We start from the raw sequence: 17,237 nt of genomic DNA, 5'->3' as shown, positions 1-17,237 counted from the left end.
ACAAAAGAAACGCTGTTTTATAAATCAGTGACACGCGTATTGACACTCTTTGCGTTTTTGCCATTCACCACTTTGTGATGGCAGAAACAGAAAGGTATCAACAGGTCGATACTTTTACTGTAGCCGTGTAAAAACTCCCGGACGAGGTTGCTTACAGGGAGTCTCCCAAAACTGATTAGGGTTGACGGCAATGAAAACACGTAAAATTGGACTCGCAAATTATTTTGCTTACGGGTCAGGGGACTTCCTCGGGGCGGGGACTACCGCCCTGACGGCCGCCTGGCTTTTGTATTTTTATACCACCTTCTGTGGACTCACACCGATTGAAGCAACCTTTATCTTCGCTGCCGCAAGGGTGCTGGATGCGGTTGTCAGCCCGTTAATGGGCTTTTTGACCGATAACTTTGGCACCACCTGGCTGGGCAAGCGTTTTGGCCGTCGTAAGTTCTTCATCCTGCTCGGTATTCCCTGCGTTTTCAGCTACTCGCTGATGTGGGTAGGGGACATGAGTTTCTGGTACTACCTGCTGACCTATCTGATCTTTGATATCGTCTACACCATGATCCTGGTGCCATACGAAACGCTGGTGCCGGAGATGACGGACGATTTCAAACAGAAAACCAAATTCTCCGGGGCGCGTATCTCAATGGCGCAGATGTCCGCCATTCTGGCCTCCTTCCTGCCGGGGATCCTGCTCACGCATTTCGGCAAAGACAACGCGATCTCCTTCTTCTATGCAAGCCTGGTCTTCTCCGTACTCTGCGCGCTGATGCTTACTTTCGTCTGGTTCTTCACCTGGGAGCGTCCGCGGGAAGAGTGGTCTGAAGCGGCCCTGCGTGCTGAAGAAGAGAAGAAAAAGCTGACCCTGGGCCAGAGCCTGAACCGTCTTTTTGTCGAATTAAGTTCGACGCTGCGCATCAAGATTTTCCGCCAGCATCTGGGAATGTACCTTGGCGGCTACATCGCCCAGGACGTCTTTAATGCGGTGTTCACTTATTACGTGGTATTTGTGCTGATGCAGGAGGCGTCAATGGCGTCCAACCTGCTGGGCACGATGGCCATTTTCCAGTTCCTCGCCGTGATCGGCATGATCCCGCTGTGCATTCGCTTCGGACCTGCGCCGTCTTACCGCATGGTGGTCGTGCTGTTTGGTCTGGCTTCGCTCTCTTACGCGGTGCTTTATTACGCGGGCCTGAGCGACGTTTACGCTCTGCTGCTGCTGATCTCTGCGGTTGCCGGTCTTGGCCGCGGGGGTATCAACTACGTACCGTGGAATACCTACACCTACATTGCTGACGTGGACGAAGTGATCACCGGTCAGCGTCGCGAAGGGATCTTCGCGGGCATCATGACGCTGACCCGTAAAGCGTCTCAGGCCGGTGCGGTGATGCTGGTGGGGATCGTGATGCAGATGTCGGGCTTTGTCAGCGGGCAAAAAGTGCAGCCTGCGGAAGTGAGCCACACCATTCTGATGATCCTGAGCGTTGGCACTATTCTGGTGCTGTTCTGCGGCTTCCTTGTCTCCCTGCGCTTCAAACTCAATTTGCAGACCCACAGCACCCTGCGTGAAGAGACCACGAAAATGCGCGAGTCCGGCCATGCGATGCCAGAGGCGGTGACCCCGCAGGCCCGCGCTACCGTGGAGATGCTGGCCGGTATGCCGTATGAATCCCTGTGGGGCAACAACAACATCGGTTATCTGAATCGCAATAAGCCGGCGGCCCCTTCGCTGAAGGATCGTGCGGTACTGAATTCGACATACAACAGAGGTTAAGATGATGAAAGTTTGGCCTGTCAAACATAGCCCGTTACTGCGTCAGCCTGAGCGCTTTATCGCCAGGGATGAGCTGAAATCGCTGATTCAAAAGGTGACGCATAACCTGGTCAGTATCCACGACAAAACGGGTGAGTTTTTGCTGCGGCTGGACGACGGGCGCGTGATCGACACCAAAGGCTGGGCCGGATGGGAATGGACCCACGGCGTCGGTTTATACGGTATCTGGCAGTATTACTGCCAGACCGGTGACGAAGGCATGCGCGAGATTATCGACAGCTGGTTTGCTGACCGTTTCGCTGAAGGCGCAACCACCAAAAACGTGAATACCATGTCGCCGTTCCTGACGCTGGCGTATCGCTACGAAGAGACCAAAAACCCTGCCTGGCTGCCGTGGCTGGAAAGCTGGGCGGAATGGGCGATGAATGAGATGCCGCGCACCGAACATGGCGGCATGCAGCACATCACCCTGGCGGAAGAGAACCATCAGCAGATGTGGGATGACACGCTGATGATGACGGTGCTGCCGCTGGCGAAAATCGGCAAGCTGCTGAACAAGCCGGAGTACGTCGAGGAGGCGAACTATCAGTTTCTGCTCCACGTACAGAATCTGATGGATCGGGAGACCGGGCTGTGGTTCCACGGCTGGAATTACGACGGCAATCACAACTTTGCCCGGGCCCGCTGGGCGCGCGGCAACAGCTGGCTGACCATCGTGATCCCGGATTTCCTCGAGCTGGTGGATCTGCCGGAAAACAACGCCGTTCGTCGCTATCTGGTGCAGGTACTGAACGCGCAGATCGCCGCACTGGCAAAATGTCAGGACGAGAGTGGATTGTGGCATACGCTGCTGGACGATCCTGATTCTTATCTGGAGGCGTCGGCCACGGCAGGGTTTGCCTACGGCATTCTGAAAGCCGTGCGCAAGCGTTATGTCGGCGCAGAGTACGCAGAGGTGGCGGAGAAAGCGATTCGCGGTATCGTGCAAAACATCTCGCCGGAAGGGGAGCTGCTGCAAACGTCCTTCGGGACGGGGATGGGCAGCGATCTGGCGTTTTACCGCCAGATACCGCTGACCTCGATGCCGTATGGACAGGCAATGGCGATTCTGTGTCTGACGGAATATTTGCGGAAATATTTCTGATAATAAAAAACCCGGCGCTCGCCGGGTTTCTTTTTTACATACGTTCTACGGTTTCGATACCCAGGGTATCCAGACCGAGCTTCAGTGTCTTCGCCGTCAGCTGCGCCAGCTTCAGGCGGCTGTGACGCACCGCTTCGCTCTCAGCAGAGAGGATAGGGCAGTGTTCGTAGAAGCCAGAGAACAGACCGGCCAGATCGTACAGGTATGCACACATAACGTGCGGCGTACCGTCACGCGCGACCACGGAGAGCGTCTCTTCGAACTGAAGCAGGCGGGCAGCCAGCTGTGCTTCACGGTCTTCGGTAAGGGTCACCGTGGCATTCGCCAGCACGCTTTCGTCGATATTGGCTTTACGGAAGACGGAGAGTACGCGGGTATAAGCGTACTGCATGTATGGCGCCGTGTTGCCTTCAAACGCCAGCATATTGTCCCAGTCGAAGATATAGTCGGTGGTACGGTTCTTGGAGAGATCCGCGTATTTCACCGCGCCGATCCCAACCGCGTTAGCCAGTTTCTCCAGCTCGTCAGCAGGCATATCCGGGTTCTTCTCGGCCACCAGGCGACGCGCGCGTTCCAGCGCTTCATCCAGCAGATCGGAAAGCTTCACGGTGCCGCCCGCACGGGTTTTGAACGGCTTACCGTCTTTACCCAGCATCATGCCGAACATGTGATGTTCCAGCGGCACGGAATCCGGCACATAACCCGCTTTACGCACGATAGTCCACGCCTGCATCAGGTGCTGGTGCTGACGGGAGTCGATGTAATACAGCACGCGGTCCGCATGCAGGGTTTCGTAACGGTATTTCGCACAGGCGATGTCGGTGGTGGTGTAGAGATAGCCGCCATCCTTTTTCTGGACGATCACACCCATCGGTTCGCCTTCCTTGTTTTTATACTCATCAAGGAACACCACCGTTGCGCCTTCGCTTTCCACCGCCAGATTTTTAGCTTTCAGGTCCGCCACAATGCCTGGCAGCATCGGGTTATACAGGCTTTCACCCATCACGTCGTCACGGGTCAGGGTCACGTTCAGACGGTTATAGGTGAGCTGATTCTGGGACATGGTAATGTCCACCAGCTTGCGCCACATCTCGAGGAAGTACGGGTCGCCGCCTTGAAGTTTCACCACGTAGCTGCGCGCGCGCTCGGCGAAGGCTTCATCTTCGTCATAGTGCTTTTTGGCTTCACGGTAGAAACCTTCCAGGTCTGCCAGCGCCATTTCGCCTGCGTTTTCCTGCTGCTGCTTTTCCAGATACGCGATCAGCATGCCGAACTGCGTGCCCCAGTCGCCTACGTGGTTAGCGCGGATCACCTTGTGACCAAGGAACTCCAGGGTACGCACCGCCGCGTCACCGATGATGGTGGAGCGCAGGTGACCGACGTGCATCTCTTTCGCCACGTTTGGCGCGGAGTAGTCAACCACCACGGTCTGCGCATCTGGCTGAGCCACGCCCAGGCGGTCAGACTTCAGCGCCGCGTCAACGTGGCTTGCGAGGAATGCAGGCTCAAGGAAAATGTTGATAAAGCCTGGACCGGCGATTTCGGTTTTGCTGGCGATGCCGGTGAGATCCAGATGCGTCAGTACCTGCTCAGCGAGCTGTCGCGGCGGCATGCCCAGTTTTTTAGCCACTGCCATCACGCCATTAGCCTGATAGTCGCCAAACTGTACTTTCGCTGACTGACGAACCTGTGGTTCGCAATCCGCAGGCGCACCTGCGGCAATCAGTGCCTGACTGACTTTTTCTGAGAGAAGAGCCTGAATATTCACCTGGATACCTTACGTTTTTGATGCGGGTAAAAAACACCCACGCCAGTTTAAGAATTTAGGGCGGGAGTATACTGCAAATGCCTGCGGGCGTCAGCCCTGCGGGGGGCGAAGATCGCTCAGAATCCAGGCGAAGACGGTATGCATAATCATGCAGTCGAAAAAACCGTGATTCTGCGGTTGGTCGACAGAGGGCAACAGAGTAAATTAGCGGCTTTGCGACACGAAACGAGACTGACCTATGGCGAACTGGCACACCATTGACGAACTGCATGATATTTCCGCAGATTTACCGCGCTTCACCCAGGCGTTCACAGAACTTGCCACCCGTCTCGGGCTGGATATCGCGCCGCTTGAGGCCGATCACATCTCTTTGCGCTGCCACCAGAATGCCACCGCCGAACGCTGGCGGCGTGGCTTTGAGCAGTGCGGAGAACTGCTGTCGGAGAATATCATTAACGGTCGCCCGATCTGCCTGTTCAAACTTCACGCGCCGGTAACGGTGGCGCACTGGCAATTCACCGTTGTGGAACTGCCCTGGCCAGGAGAGAAGCGTTATCCGCACGAAGGCTGGGAGCATATCGAAATTGTTCTGCCTGGGGAGCCCGAGACGCTGAACGCCCGTGCGCTGGCGCTGCTTTCCGACGAGGGGTTAAGCCAGCCGGGTATTTTCGTCAAAACCAGCTCGCCAAAAGGGGAGCGCGAACGCTTACCGAACCCTACGCTTGCCGTAACGGACGGCAACGTGACGGTGAAATTCCATCCCTGGACTATCGAGCAGATCGTCGCCAGCGAAGCGTAAGCATTGTGAGCGTCGATCCAGACACCAATCGGGCAACGTGCCACGATGGTACGTTGAGTGAAATTTAAGGAGGATGACATGGCGCTGCTGGAAATTTGTTGTTACAGCGTGGAGTGTGCCGTCACTGCGCAACGGCAGGGGGCCGATCGCATCGAGCTTTGCGCGGCACCGAAAGAAGGAGGATTAACCCCGTCCTTTGGCGTGCTGAAATCAGCCCGTCAGGCCATCACTATTCCGGTGCACCCGATTATTCGCCCGCGCGGCGGTGATTTTTGTTATACGGCGGGTGAGTTCAGTGCCATGCTTGAGGATATCGCCCTCGTCCGTGATTCCGGTTTTCCGGGGCTGGTGATCGGTGTGCTGGACGTAGACGGCAACATCGATCTTCCGCGTATGCGTCAGGTCATGCGCGCCGCCCGGGGGATGGCGGTCACTTTTCATCGTGCGTTCGATATGTGTCAGGATCCGATACAAGCCTTTGATACGCTGGCAGAACTGGGCGTGGCGCGCGTTCTGACGTCGGGCCAGCAGTCCTCGGCTGAAAAAGGACTGAAATTAATTACGGAACTAAAAGCACATTCCGGTGTTCCAATAATCATGGCGGGCGCAGGAGTACGCGCCAGCAATCTGGAACTGTTTTTAAACGCAGGGGTGGAAGAGCTGCACAGCTCGGCGGGTAAATGGATACCTTCACCCATGCGTTATCGCAATACAGGGTTGTCAATGTCGACGGATGCTGAAGCGGATGAGTACTCGCGCTACGGTGTGGATGGAGAGTCGGTTGCGGTAATGAAATCGTTGATTGAACGTCATCACGTGTAGCAACGTACCGATTTTTACCGCGCATCATGTCGCCCAATATGATGCTTGCTTGTACCAGGCCCCTGCAAATTACACAGGGGCCTTTTTTTCTTTTTTGCCCGGTGGCGCTGCGCTTACCGGGCCTACGAAATCACGCGTAGGCCGGGTAAGGCGCAGCCGCCACCCAGCTAAAGGCTACGGCTTGGTCGCAATCAATACCGCACGCATCGGGGCCGGATAGCCTTCGACGGTTTTACTGTGATCGTCCGGGTCGAGGAATTGCTCCAGCGATTCGGTGATCATCCAGTCGGTGCGGCGCTGTTCCTCAACCGACGTCACGCACACATCGGCGATGCGTACATCGACAAACCCACATTTCTCCAGCCAGTTCTTCAGCGCCAGCGCGGAAGGGATGAAGTAAACGTTGCGCATCTGCGCATAGCGATCGCCCGGCACCAGAACGGCATGTTCATCGCCTTCGATGACCAGCGTTTCCAGCACCAGTTCGCCGCCGCTGACCAGCTGATCTTTCAACTGCCAGAGATGCTCCAGCGGGGAACGACGGTGGTACAGCACGCCCATCGAGAAAACGGTATCAAACGCTTTCAGGGCAGGGAGTTGCTCGATACCCAGCGGCAGCAGGTGCGCACGCTGGTCGTTACCCAGCAGCTTACGCACCGCTTCAAACTGGCACAGGAACAGCTGCATCGGATCGATACCGACGGCCAGATGCGCGCCTGCGCCGATCATGCGCCACATGTGATAGCCGCTACCGCAGCCCACGTCCAGAATGGTGCGCCCGGTCAGGTCGGATAAATGCGGCAGAACGCGATCCCACTTCCAGTCAGAGCGCCACTCGGTGTTGATATTTACACCGTACAGCGAGAACGGCCCTTTGCGCCACGGCATCAGGTTACGCATCAGCGTTTCGATGCGGTTGATCTGCCCGGCCGGGAGCGGCTCTTCGCTCTCCGCCGTCACGCTGTGCAGTAAATCCAGACGATGAGGCGTCAGTTCAGGCAGAAACTCCACGGCGTTGGACCACTGCTTCAACAGACCATGCTGCTGATCGCGCTGCCAGGTGGCAATTTGCGCAGGCAGGGTTTCCAGCCAGTGGGAAAGGTGGTTTTTGGCAATCAGCTGATAGAAATTACCGAACTCGATCATGCTGCGTCTCCGGCTTTAAGCGCCACCAGAGAACCAAAGTTAAAGCACTGGAACCACAGTTCGCTGTGTTCAAATCCGGCTTTGCGCAGGCGCGCTTTATGGGTTTCTACGGAATCCGTCAGCATGACGTTTTCAAGCATGCTGCGCTTCTGGCTGATCTCCAGCTCGCTGTAGCCATTTGCACGCTTGAAATCATGGTGCATGTTGAACAGCAGTTCGCCCACGCTGGCGTCTTCAAAGCTGAATTTCTCAGACAACACCAGCGCGCCGCCCGGGTTCAGGCCCTGATAAATTTTATCGAGCAACCGCTGACGATCGTCCGGTACCAGGAACTGAAGGGTAAAGTTCAGTACCACCATCGAGGCGTTCTGGATGTCGATATCGCGGATATCGCCTTCTACCACCTCCACAGGCGTAGGGGCTTTATACGCATCAATGTGGCGACGGCAGCGTTCAACCATAGCCGGTGAGTTATCGACAGCCACAATCTTGCAGCCTTCGTGATGAACGTTACGACGAATGGACAGCGTTGCCGCTCCCAGCGAACAGCCCAGGTCATAGACCTGCGTGCCGGGTTGAACAAAACGCTCCGCCAGCATGCCGATCATGGAGATAATATTGGAATAACCGGGAACAGAGCGCTGGATCATATCCGGGAAGACTTCGGCTACCCGTTCATCAAAGGTCCAGTCGCCCAGGCTGGCGATAGGCGCGGAAAAAAGCGTGTCGCGATCTGACATAACGTAAAAATCCGGGAAAAATAAAGGGGCATATTGTGCGCTAATGGAAGGAGAAAACCAACTCCCACGGCATATACCAAAGGTTAGCCAGCACCATCAGCAAAAGCGAGCACCAGGTCGCGCTCATGCCGGAACGACGCCAGCGGATCAGGCGGTGGTGAAAACCATAATAATGCATCAAACGCCCTGCTATCAGCAGTAGCCCACAGACGTGCACCATCCAGGTTTCTGCGCCATCCATCTCCATTAACAGCAGCAAAATTAACGCGACGGGAATGTACTCTACCGCGTTGCCGTGAATGCGGATTGCGCTTTGTAGCTCAGAAAATCCCCCGTCACCGTACGAGACGCGGTACTGCATTCTCAGGCGCACAACATCAAATGAAAACTTAATCAGCAGTAATGCACCTAACACCGCATACAGCGCGCTGACCATACTAACTCCCTGTTTTTGGCAGATGGCACGTCTCTATGATAGGGGGTGATTTCAGAAAAGAGAAGATTGTTGTGGGATGGACGGCGCGGGGCCAACCGACGGAACTGCCTGCTGCAAGGCCTGCCAGAGAGCATCGACCAGTTCAGGCGCCTGTGCGATATCCGGCGTATGTAAAAAAAGGTACGGCGTGGTGGTGTGCTCCCATTTCGCCAGCGTTTGCAGCCAGACGGCGAACATCTCCTCATTTTGCTGCATGTTATCGCTGCCGATAAACCGGACCATCGGGTTCTGTGCCGTTACGATCGCGTGGACGGACACTTTAGGTTTTTTGCGCTGGGCATCAACAACGGCTTCGCTGTGCGGGATTGCGCTATGTACGGGGCGGCTGTCGAGGATCACGCGGTTGACCGATCGTTCATGCAGGCCGCGATTGAGCGCTTTCTCCGCGTCGCCCTTGGCAAAGAATTCCGGATGCCTTACTTCTACGCCGTAGGTGAAGCCATGCGGCAGGGCGTCGAGAAACTGCCAGAGGGCAGGCAGGTCGCGCGGGCCAAACGTGGCGGGAAGCTGGAGCCAGTACTGGCCAATACGGTTGGCCAGAGGCGACATCCGGGTGAAAAACTCGTGGGTTAAATCATCGCAGTTGCGCAGCGCGGCGTTGTGGGAGATGGTCGCCGGGAATTTAAAGCAAAAGCGGAAGTCGTCGCTGGTTTGCTCGCGCCAGCGTTCGACGATCTCCGCGCGGGGCAGAGCGTACAGCGTGGTATTGCCCTCCACGCAGTTAAAGTGTCGGGCATACTCTTCAAGGCTGGTAATACCCAGGCGCACCCATTTCGGGTGCGACCACTGGGGCAGGCCCACGTACATCATAGCGCGCTGAGGATCTCATCCGTGCTGCGCACGCGACCGATACGCGGGAAGATATGGGTCATGCTGCCCTGGTGCTGATCCGCAGAGGCTGCGCTGCACGCATCTTCCGCGATCACCAGGTTAAAGCCCAGCTCCCAGGCGTTACGGGCGGTGGATTCCACACCGATGTTGGTGGAGATCCCGCACAGAATAATCGTGTCGATCCCGCGACGGCGCAGCTGGAGCTCCAGGTCGGTGCCGTAGAATGCGCCCCACTGGCGTTTGGTGACTTCTATATCGCTGTCGCGTTTACCGAGCGAGACAGGATATGTCCACCAGTTGTCCGGCAGCGCCTGCGCCGGGGCCTTGGCATCAACCGGCTGTTTTAACGCTTCGGCGAAATCAGCGGACCAGCCGACGCGCACCATAACAACAGGCGAGCCGCTGGCGCGGCATTTTTCTGCCAGGCGCGCAGCGCGGCTGACCACATCGTCAGCGGTGTGCGGACCACCGGCAAAAGGCAGAATGCCTTCCTGTAAATCAATGACCACAAGGGCGGTTTTGGTGGCATCAAGTGTAAACATCGTCACTCCCGTCAAATGATTGCTTTTCTACACCTTACGACGTGATGGCCTGTTATCGGTCGGATAATTTTGTTAATTTTTGTGAGAATAGGCAATAAGAGTTCAGCAAACGCGCGTCAGGCCGTGCTTCGCTCTTATCGTGCGGCAGAATTTCCAGTATAATAGCCGCCTTTTTTCATCCAGTTGTGACATACAGAAAGCTGCGACATCGTAGCCTGCGAGACAGGCGACAATCAGCCTGCGGCTAATTAAGGGATATCTCATGCGTACAGAATATTGCGGGCAGCTGCGTCAGTCCCACGTCGGGCAGCAGGTCACCCTGTGTGGTTGGGTCAATCGTCGTCGCGATCTTGGTAGCCTTATCTTTATTGATATGCGTGACCGCGAAGGTATCGTTCAGGTGTTCTTCGATCCGGATCGCGCTGATGCGTTGAAGCTGGCTTCTGAGCTGCGCAATGAGTTCTGCATTCAGGTGACGGGCACCGTGCGTGCGCGTGACGAGAAAAACGTCAACGCCGACATGGCGACCGGCGCTATCGAAGTGCTGGCGTCCGATCTGACGATCATCAACCGCGCGGAAGCGTTGCCGCTGGACTCCAACCACGTCAACACCGAAGAAGCGCGTCTGAAATACCGCTACCTGGATCTGCGTCGTCCGGAAATGGCTCAGCGCCTGAAAACCCGTGCGAAAATCACCAGCCTGGTGCGCCGTTTTATGGATGACCACGGTTTCCTTGATATCGAAACCCCGATGCTGACCAAAGCCACGCCGGAAGGCGCGCGCGACTACCTGGTGCCATCCCGCGTCCATAAAGGCAAATTCTACGCGCTGCCGCAGTCACCACAGCTTTTCAAACAGCTGCTGATGATGTCCGGCTTCGATCGCTACTATCAGATCGTGAAATGCTTCCGCGACGAAGACCTGCGCGCTGACCGTCAGCCAGAATTTACCCAGATCGATGTGGAAACCTCCTTCATGACCGCTGAGCAGGTGCGTGAGGTGATGGAAGCCCTGGTGCGTAGCCTGTGGAACGACGTGAAAGGCGTTGAGCTGGGCGATTTCCCTGTCATGACCTTCGCGGAAGCCGAGCGTCGCTACGGTTCTGACAAACCAGACCTGCGTAACCCGATGGAGCTGGTGGACGTGGCAGACCTGGTGAAAGCCGTTGAGTTCGCGGTCTTTGCTGGCCCGGCTAACGATCCGAAAGGCCGCGTGGCTGCCCTGCGCGTTCCGGGCGGTGCTGCCCTGAGCCGTAAGCAGATTGACGACTACGGCAACTTCATCAAGATCTACGGCGCGAAAGGTCTGGCCTATATTAAAGTAACCGAGCGTGCAAAAGGTCTGGAAGGCATCACCAGCCCTGTGGCGAAGTTCCTGAATGCGGACATCGTGGAAGCGATCCTTGAGCGCACCGGCGCGCAGGACGGCGACATGATCTTCTTCGGCGCAGACAACAAGAAAGTGGTTGCGGATGCGATGGGCGCGCTGCGTCTGAAGCTCGGCAAAGACCTGAACCTGACCGACGAAAGCAAATGGGCGCCGCTGTGGGTGATCGACTTCCCGATGTTTGAAGACGACGGTGAAGGCGGCCTGACCGCGATGCACCACCCGTTCACCTCGCCAAAAGAGATGACGGCGGCAGAGCTGAAAGCGGCGCCGGAAGACGCGGTGGCAAACGCCTACGATATGGTCATCAACGGCTACGAAGTGGGCGGCGGCTCCGTGCGTATTCACAGCGGTGAAATGCAGCAGACCGTGTTCGGCATTCTGGGCATTAACGAGCAGGAGCAGCGCGAGAAGTTTGGCTTCCTGCTGGACGCCCTGAAGTACGGTACCCCTCCGCACGCGGGTCTGGCCTTCGGTCTTGACCGTCTGACCATGCTGCTGACCGGCACCGACAACATCCGTGATGTGATCGCCTTCCCGAAAACCACCGCAGCGGCGTGTCTGATGACTGAAGCGCCAAGCTTTGCCAACCCGGCCGCGCTGGCTGAGCTGGGCATTGAGGTGGTGAAGAAGGAAGAGAAAAACTGATATGGCATATAAGCGTCCCGTTTCGGTTCTGGTGGTCATTTATGCAGAAGACACGAAGCGGGTGCTGATGTTGCAGCGGCGCGACGATCCGGATTTCTGGCAGTCGGTTACCGGCAGCCTGGAAGAGGGGGAGACCGCGCCGCAGGCCGCCGCGCGTGAAGTAAAGGAAGAGGTCGCCATTGATGTTGCTTACGAGCAACTGACCCTGAAGGACTGTCAGCGCACGGTGGAGTTTGAAATTTTTCGCCATTTACGTCATCGCTATGCACCGGGCGTTGAGCGCAATACGGAATCGTGGTTCTGCCTTGCGCTTCCCCATGAGCGGGAGATCGTGTTCACGGAACACCTGACCTACCGCTGGGTGAATGCGGCGGATGCCGCCGCACTGACCAAGTCGTGGAGCAACCGGCAGGCGATTGAAGAATTTGTAATTAACGCTGCCTGAGAAGGCGCGATTTTTGGAGAACTTTTTATGGCAGGTCATAGTAAGTGGGCCAACACCAAACACCGCAAAGCGGCACAGGATGCCAAACGCGGTAAAATCTTTACCAAAATCATTCGTGAGCTGGTGACAGCGGCGCGTCTGGGCGGCGGCGATCCGGCCTCTAACCCACGTCTGCGCGCGGCGGTGGATAAAGCCCTGTCCAACAACATGACGCGTGACACCCTGAACCGTGCCATCGCACGTGGCGTGGGCGGTGATGAAGACGCGAACATGGAAACCATCATTTATGAAGGTTACGGTCCTGGCGGTACGGCGGTGATGGTTGAGTGTCTGTCCGACAACCGTAATCGTACCGTTGCGGAAGTGCGTCACGCGTTCACCAAAACTGGCGGCAACCTGGGCACTGACGGTTCTGTAGCGTACCTGTTCAGCAAAAAAGGCGTCATCTCCTTCGAGAAAGGCGACGAAGATGCGATCATGGAAGCGGCGCTGGAAGCCGGTGCGGAAGACGTGGTGACCTACGACGACGGTGCTATTGATGTTTACACCGCATGGGAAGAGATGGGTGCCGTGCGCGATGCGCTGGAAGCGGCTGGCCTGAAGGCGGATAACGCTGAAGTCTCCATGATCCCGTCTACCAAAGCGGACATGGATGCGGAAACCGCACCGAAACTGCTGCGTCTGATCGACATGCTCGAAGACTGCGACGACGTGCAGGAAGTGTATCACAACGGTGAAATCTCTGATGAGGTTGCAGCGACTCTCTGATGAGAGCCTGTAAACCGTTTACGGGAGACGCGTGATGTCGATTATTCTCGGGATTGACCCCGGCTCACGCGTCACCGGCTATGGCGTTATCCGTCAGGTGGGACGCCAGCTAACCTACCTCGGCAGCGGCTGTATTCGCACCAAAGTGGACGATCTGCCGTCGCGCCTGAAGCTCATCTATGCGGGCGTGTCGGAGATCATCACCCAGTTCCAGCCGGACTATTTCGCCATCGAGCAGGTCTTTATGGCGAAAAACGCTGACTCGGCGTTAAAGCTCGGTCAGGCGCGCGGCGTGGCGATTGTTGCCGCCGTGAACCAGGATCTGCCGGTGTTTGAGTACGCGGCCCGTCAGGTTAAGCAGACGGTGGTGGGCATTGGTAGCGCGGAGAAAAGCCAGGTGCAGCACATGGTGCGTACCCTGCTGAAGCTCCCTGCGAACCCGCAGGCCGACGCCGCGGATGCGCTGGCCATTGCGATTACCCACTGTCACGTCAGCCAGAATGCGATGCAAATGAGCGAGTCGCGGCTCAATCTGGCGCGAGGCAGGTTACGATAATGACAAATCAGGCTGGATGTTTATCCAGCCTTTTTTTATTATGTCGGCAGATAATTTCTTCCAGAACGCAGGAGCGTCACGTGATAGGCAGACTCAGAGGCATCATCATTGAAAAACAACCCCCGTTAGTACTGCTGGAAGTGGGTGGCGTGGGCTATGAAGTCCATATGCCGATGACCTGCTTCTACGAACTGCCGGAGGCGGGCAAAGAGGCGGTTGTCTTTACCCAGTTTGTGGTGCGTGAAGACGCTCAGCTGCTGTACGGATTCAATAACAAACAGGAACGCACCCTGTTCCGCGAATTGATCAAAACCAACGGCGTCGGGCCGAAGCTGGCGCTGGCGATTCTGTCCGGTATGTCAGCGCCACAGTTTGTGAATGCCGTTGAGCGGGAAGATCCGGCTGCGTTAATTAAGCTTCCGGGCATCGGCAAGAAAACCGCCGAGCGTTTGATTGTCGAGATGAAGGACCGCTTCAAAGGTCTGCATGGCGATCTGTTCACTCCGGCAGCCGATCTGGTGCTGACTTCCCCGGGCGCGCCTGCATCGGATGATGATGCCGAGCAGGAAGCGGTTGCCGCGCTGGTGGCGCTGGGCTATAAACCTCAGGAGGCCAGCCGGATGGTGAGCAAAATTGCTAAACCGGATGCCAGCAGTGAAACCCTGATTCGTGAAGCGCTGCGCGCTGCATTGTGAGGTAAAGGATGATTGAAGCAGACCGCCTGGTATCGGCAGGCACTATTCAGCCAGATGACGTGGTGGATCGCGCGATCCGTCCCAAACTGCTGGATGAGTACATCGGCCAGCCGCAGGTTCGTTCTCAGATGGAGATTTTCATCCAGGCGGCAAAGCTGCGCGGCGATGCGCTCGATCACCTGCTGATTTTTGGTCCGCCGGGGTTAGGTAAAACCACCCTGGCGAATATCGTCGCCAACGAAATGGGCGTTAACCTGCGTACCACCTCCGGCCCGGTACTGGAGAAAGCAGGGGACCTGGCGGCGATGCTGACCAACCTCGAACCGCATGACGTGCTGTTTATCGACGAGATCCACCGCCTGTCGCCGGTGGTGGAGGAAGTGCTCTATCCGGCAATGGAGGATTACCAGCTGGATATCATGATCGGTGAAGGCCCGGCCGCGCGCTCGATCAAAATCGATCTGCCACCGTTTACCCTGATTGGCGCCACGACCCGCGCCGGCTCGCTGACCTCTCCGTTACGCGACCGTTTTGGTATCGTGCAGCGTCTGGAGTTTTATCAGGTGCCTGACCTTCAGCATATTGTGGGGCGCAGCGCGCGCTACATGGGGCTGGATATGAGCGAAGAGGGAGCGTTTGAAGTGGCGAAGCGCTCCCGCGGTACGCCGCGTATTGCCAACCGCCTGCTGCGCCGGGTGCGTGACTTTGCCGAGGTGAAGCACGACGGCACCATATCGGCCGAGATCGCCGCCCAGGCGCTGGATATGCTGAATGTCGATGCCGAAGGCTTTGACTATATGGACCGTAAGCTGCTGCTGGCGGTGCTGGATAAGTTCTTTGGCGGGCCGGTAGGGCTGGATAACCTGGCGGCGGCAATTGGCGAAGAGCGTGAGACTATCGAGGACGTGCTGGAGCCGTATCTGATCCAGCAGGGCTTCCTACAGCGAACCCCGCGTGGTCGTATGGCGACGGTGCGGGCGTGGAATCATTTCGGTATTACGCCGCCCGCGATGCCGTAAGCAGCGATAAATTGTAGCCCCGGTAAGCGAAGCGTCACCGGGGACATGCTGACTACTGCGCGGTCTTTTTCATCATACTGAAAATAAACAACACCGCCGCGCACAGTACCACCGACGGCCCCGCTGGCGTGTCATAAAACGCCGAGAAGGTTAACCCGCCCGTCACCGCAATCATTCCGATAATCACCGCGATACCGGCCATTTGCTCCGGCGTACGCGCAAAACGGCGCGCCGTGGCGGCAGGAATTATCAGCAGCGACGTGATGATCAGCGCGCCAACAAATTTCATCGCCACGCCGATGGTTAACGCCGTCACCAGCATCAACAGTAGCTTTACGCGCTGAAGCTTCACGCCGTCGACAAAGGCCAGATCCGGGCTGACGGTCATTGCCAGTAAACTCCGCCACTGCCACAGCAGGATCCCGAGCACCACCGCCACGCCAATGGCAATGGAAATCAGATCTTCGGGCGTGACGGCCAGCAGATCGCCAAACAGGTAGGCCATCAGGTCTACGCGGATGTTTGACATCAGGCTCACCACCACCAGGCCCAGCGACAGGGCGCTGTGCGCCATAATGCCGAGCAGGGTATCAATTGCCAGGTGAGGGCGTTTTTCCAGCCAGACCAGACCGGCAGCCAGCAGCAGCGTGACGACAATCACCGCATAAAACGGGTTCACGTCCAGTAACAAACCAAACGCCACACCCAGCAATGAAGCATGGGCCAGCGTATCGCCGAAATAGGACATTCTGCGCCAGACGACAAACGAGCCGAGTGGACCCGCGGCGCAGGCAAGCATAATCCCGGCCAGCCAGCCGGGCAGTAACAGTTCAATCATGAGTGTCCATTTCCCCGACGCAGGACAATTCGTCCCTGTAAATCATGGCGGTGATTGTGATTATGACGATAGATGCCCAGTTGCTCGGCGCCGCGATGGCCAAACATAGAGATAAATTCCGGATGCATTGACACCACTTCCGGCGTGCCGGAACAACAAATGTGATGGTTCAGGCACAGCACTTCGTCGGTTTTGGCCATCACCAGATGCAGATCATGGGACACCATCAGCACCGCGCAGTTAAGCTCCCGACGGAGCTGGTCAATCAGATCGTACAGCGCAACCTGACCGTTGACGTCAACACCCTGCGTCGGCTCGTCCAGGACCAGCAGCTGAGGGCTGCTGAGCAGGGCGCGGGCAAGTAATACGCGCTGGGTTTCACCGCCCGACAGCTTTTGCAAGGGCGCCTCAACAAGATGTCCCGCCTGAACGCGTTTCAGCGCCGGGAGGATATCCGCTTTACGCGTACCGGGACGGAGGCGCAGGAAGCGGCTCACCGTCAGGGGCAGGGTGGCATCGAGGTGTAATTTTTGCGGCACATAGCCGATACGCAACTTGTCTTGGCGGACGATAACACCTGCGTCAGGGGCTACCAGGCCTAATACGACGCGTACCAGCGTCGACTTGCCTGCACCGTTAGGACCGAGCAGCGTGAGTATTTTGCCGGGCTTCAGATTCAGCGACACGTCAGAAAGGACGCGGCGCTGGCCGAATGAGACCGAAACATTTTCAAGAGAAACTAAAGTCGTCATGTCAATTTAAGCTTGCAGAAGTCATCGAATGTTATAATATCACATTCCACGCATTCATTACGATGAT

At 56.8% G+C, this 17,237-nt stretch carries 18 protein-coding genes; 10 read left to right on the top strand and 8 right to left on the bottom strand.

What is annotated here, in order from left to right; all coding sequences use genetic code 11:
* The first annotated feature begins 190 nt into the window (after positions 1 to 190).
* Positions 191 to 1,774, top strand: coding sequence for an MFS transporter (locus IMQ56_RS16605; protein WP_047740857.1), 1,584 nt, complete (start codon positions 191 to 193; stop codon positions 1,772 to 1,774).
* A 4-nt stretch (positions 1,775 to 1,778) separates the two neighbouring features.
* The gene (locus tag IMQ56_RS16600; RefSeq protein WP_047747363.1) at positions 1,779 to 2,918 is read left to right on the top strand and encodes a glycoside hydrolase family 105 protein; all 1,140 of its coding nucleotides are present in this window, start codon (positions 1,779 to 1,781) and stop codon (positions 2,916 to 2,918) included.
* A gap of 34 nt (positions 2,919 to 2,952) precedes the next feature.
* Here IMQ56_RS16600 and argS read toward each other — a convergent pair whose 3' ends face one another.
* A complete protein-coding gene (gene argS, locus IMQ56_RS16595; RefSeq protein ID WP_040117795.1) occupies positions 2,953 to 4,686 on the bottom strand; it encodes an arginine--tRNA ligase in 1,734 nt (577 codons plus the stop codon).
* A 238-nt stretch (positions 4,687 to 4,924) separates the two neighbouring features.
* Between argS and IMQ56_RS16590 the strand changes: the two genes are divergently transcribed.
* Together IMQ56_RS16590 and cutC are read left to right on the top strand one after the other, a co-directional pair.
* Positions 4,925 to 5,485 carry a VOC family protein gene (locus IMQ56_RS16590; protein WP_015570274.1) on the top strand — a complete coding sequence of 187 codons (561 nt, stop codon included), beginning with the start codon at positions 4,925 to 4,927 and terminating at the stop codon, positions 5,483 to 5,485.
* Between the two features lie 78 nt (positions 5,486 to 5,563).
* Positions 5,564 to 6,307, top strand: coding sequence for a copper homeostasis protein CutC (cutC, locus tag IMQ56_RS16585; protein WP_017384404.1), 744 nt, complete (start codon positions 5,564 to 5,566; stop codon positions 6,305 to 6,307).
* Positions 6,308 to 6,481: 174 nt separating this feature from the next.
* Here the strand turns inward: cutC and cmoB are convergent, their stop codons facing one another.
* From cmoB to IMQ56_RS16560, 5 genes are read right to left on the bottom strand one after another with little or no spacing between them, the layout of a single operon-like run.
* Positions 6,482 to 7,453, bottom strand: coding sequence for a tRNA 5-methoxyuridine(34)/uridine 5-oxyacetic acid(34) synthase CmoB (gene cmoB / locus IMQ56_RS16580; protein WP_032648765.1), 972 nt, complete (start codon positions 7,451 to 7,453; stop codon positions 6,482 to 6,484).
* Complete coding sequence (gene cmoA, locus IMQ56_RS16575; RefSeq protein WP_003859735.1) at positions 7,450 to 8,193, bottom strand: carboxy-S-adenosyl-L-methionine synthase CmoA; 744 nt, start codon at positions 8,191 to 8,193, stop codon at positions 7,450 to 7,452. Before cmoA ends, cmoB begins: the two co-directional genes overlap by 4 nt.
* Positions 8,194 to 8,233: 40 nt before the next feature.
* Positions 8,234 to 8,629, bottom strand: coding sequence for an MAPEG family protein (locus tag IMQ56_RS16570; RefSeq protein ID WP_003859737.1), 396 nt, complete (start codon positions 8,627 to 8,629; stop codon positions 8,234 to 8,236).
* A 51-nt stretch (positions 8,630 to 8,680) separates the two neighbouring features.
* Positions 8,681 to 9,499, bottom strand: a complete 819-nt coding sequence (locus IMQ56_RS16565; protein ID WP_047719453.1) for a DUF72 domain-containing protein — start codon at positions 9,497 to 9,499, stop codon at positions 8,681 to 8,683.
* A complete protein-coding gene (locus IMQ56_RS16560) occupies positions 9,496 to 10,062 on the bottom strand; it encodes a hydrolase (protein ID WP_015570278.1) in 567 nt (188 codons plus the stop codon). Before IMQ56_RS16560 ends, IMQ56_RS16565 begins: the two co-directional genes overlap by 4 nt.
* A 262-nt stretch (positions 10,063 to 10,324) precedes the next feature.
* On the opposite strand from IMQ56_RS16560, the gene aspS reads away from it, so the two are divergent.
* The 6 genes from aspS to ruvB all read left to right on the top strand — a co-directional run bounded on the left by aspS (position 10,325) and on the right by ruvB (position 15,580).
* Positions 10,325 to 12,097 carry an aspartate--tRNA ligase gene (aspS, locus tag IMQ56_RS16555; RefSeq protein WP_017384352.1) on the top strand — a complete coding sequence of 591 codons (1,773 nt, stop codon included), beginning with the start codon at positions 10,325 to 10,327 and terminating at the stop codon, positions 12,095 to 12,097.
* 1 nt (position 12,098) lies between these two features.
* Positions 12,099 to 12,542, top strand: a complete 444-nt coding sequence (gene nudB, locus IMQ56_RS16550) for a dihydroneopterin triphosphate diphosphatase (RefSeq protein WP_196064091.1) — start codon at positions 12,099 to 12,101, stop codon at positions 12,540 to 12,542.
* Positions 12,543 to 12,569: 27 nt separating this feature from the next.
* Positions 12,570 to 13,310, top strand: a complete 741-nt coding sequence (locus tag IMQ56_RS16545) for a YebC/PmpR family DNA-binding transcriptional regulator (protein WP_003859747.1) — start codon at positions 12,570 to 12,572, stop codon at positions 13,308 to 13,310.
* Between the two features lie 34 nt (positions 13,311 to 13,344).
* The gene (ruvC, locus tag IMQ56_RS16540) at positions 13,345 to 13,866 is read left to right on the top strand and encodes a crossover junction endodeoxyribonuclease RuvC (protein WP_003859749.1); all 522 of its coding nucleotides are present in this window, start codon (positions 13,345 to 13,347) and stop codon (positions 13,864 to 13,866) included.
* 80 nt (positions 13,867 to 13,946) lie between these two features.
* Complete coding sequence (gene ruvA / locus IMQ56_RS16535) at positions 13,947 to 14,561, top strand: Holliday junction branch migration protein RuvA (RefSeq protein WP_003859751.1); 615 nt, start codon at positions 13,947 to 13,949, stop codon at positions 14,559 to 14,561.
* 8 nt (positions 14,562 to 14,569) lie between these two features.
* Positions 14,570 to 15,580: a Holliday junction branch migration DNA helicase RuvB gene (gene ruvB, locus IMQ56_RS16530; RefSeq protein ID WP_003859753.1), complete on the top strand. Its 1,011-nt coding sequence runs from the start codon at positions 14,570 to 14,572 to the stop codon at positions 15,578 to 15,580.
* Positions 15,581 to 15,632: 52 nt separating this feature from the next.
* On the opposite strand, the gene znuB is transcribed toward ruvB, so the two are convergent.
* The gene (gene znuB, locus IMQ56_RS16525; RefSeq protein WP_003859755.1) at positions 15,633 to 16,418 is read right to left on the bottom strand and encodes a zinc ABC transporter permease subunit ZnuB; all 786 of its coding nucleotides are present in this window, start codon (positions 16,416 to 16,418) and stop codon (positions 15,633 to 15,635) included.
* Positions 16,415 to 17,170 (bottom strand): zinc ABC transporter ATP-binding protein ZnuC, encoded by a 756-nt coding sequence (znuC, locus tag IMQ56_RS16520; protein ID WP_017384350.1) that lies wholly within the window; start codon positions 17,168 to 17,170, stop codon positions 16,415 to 16,417. Before znuC ends, znuB begins: the two co-directional genes overlap by 4 nt.
* Positions 17,171 to 17,237 lie beyond the last annotated feature (67 nt).

Origin of the sequence: Enterobacter sp. Res13-Sevr-PEC09-46 (assembly GCF_015672585.1) — a bacterium.
In the GTDB taxonomy this organism is placed as follows: Bacteria; Pseudomonadota; Gammaproteobacteria; order Enterobacterales; family Enterobacteriaceae; genus Enterobacter; species Enterobacter hormaechei_C.
The sequence above is the reverse complement of the archived record's forward strand: the minus strand, read 5'-3'. Positions and strand labels throughout refer to the sequence as shown.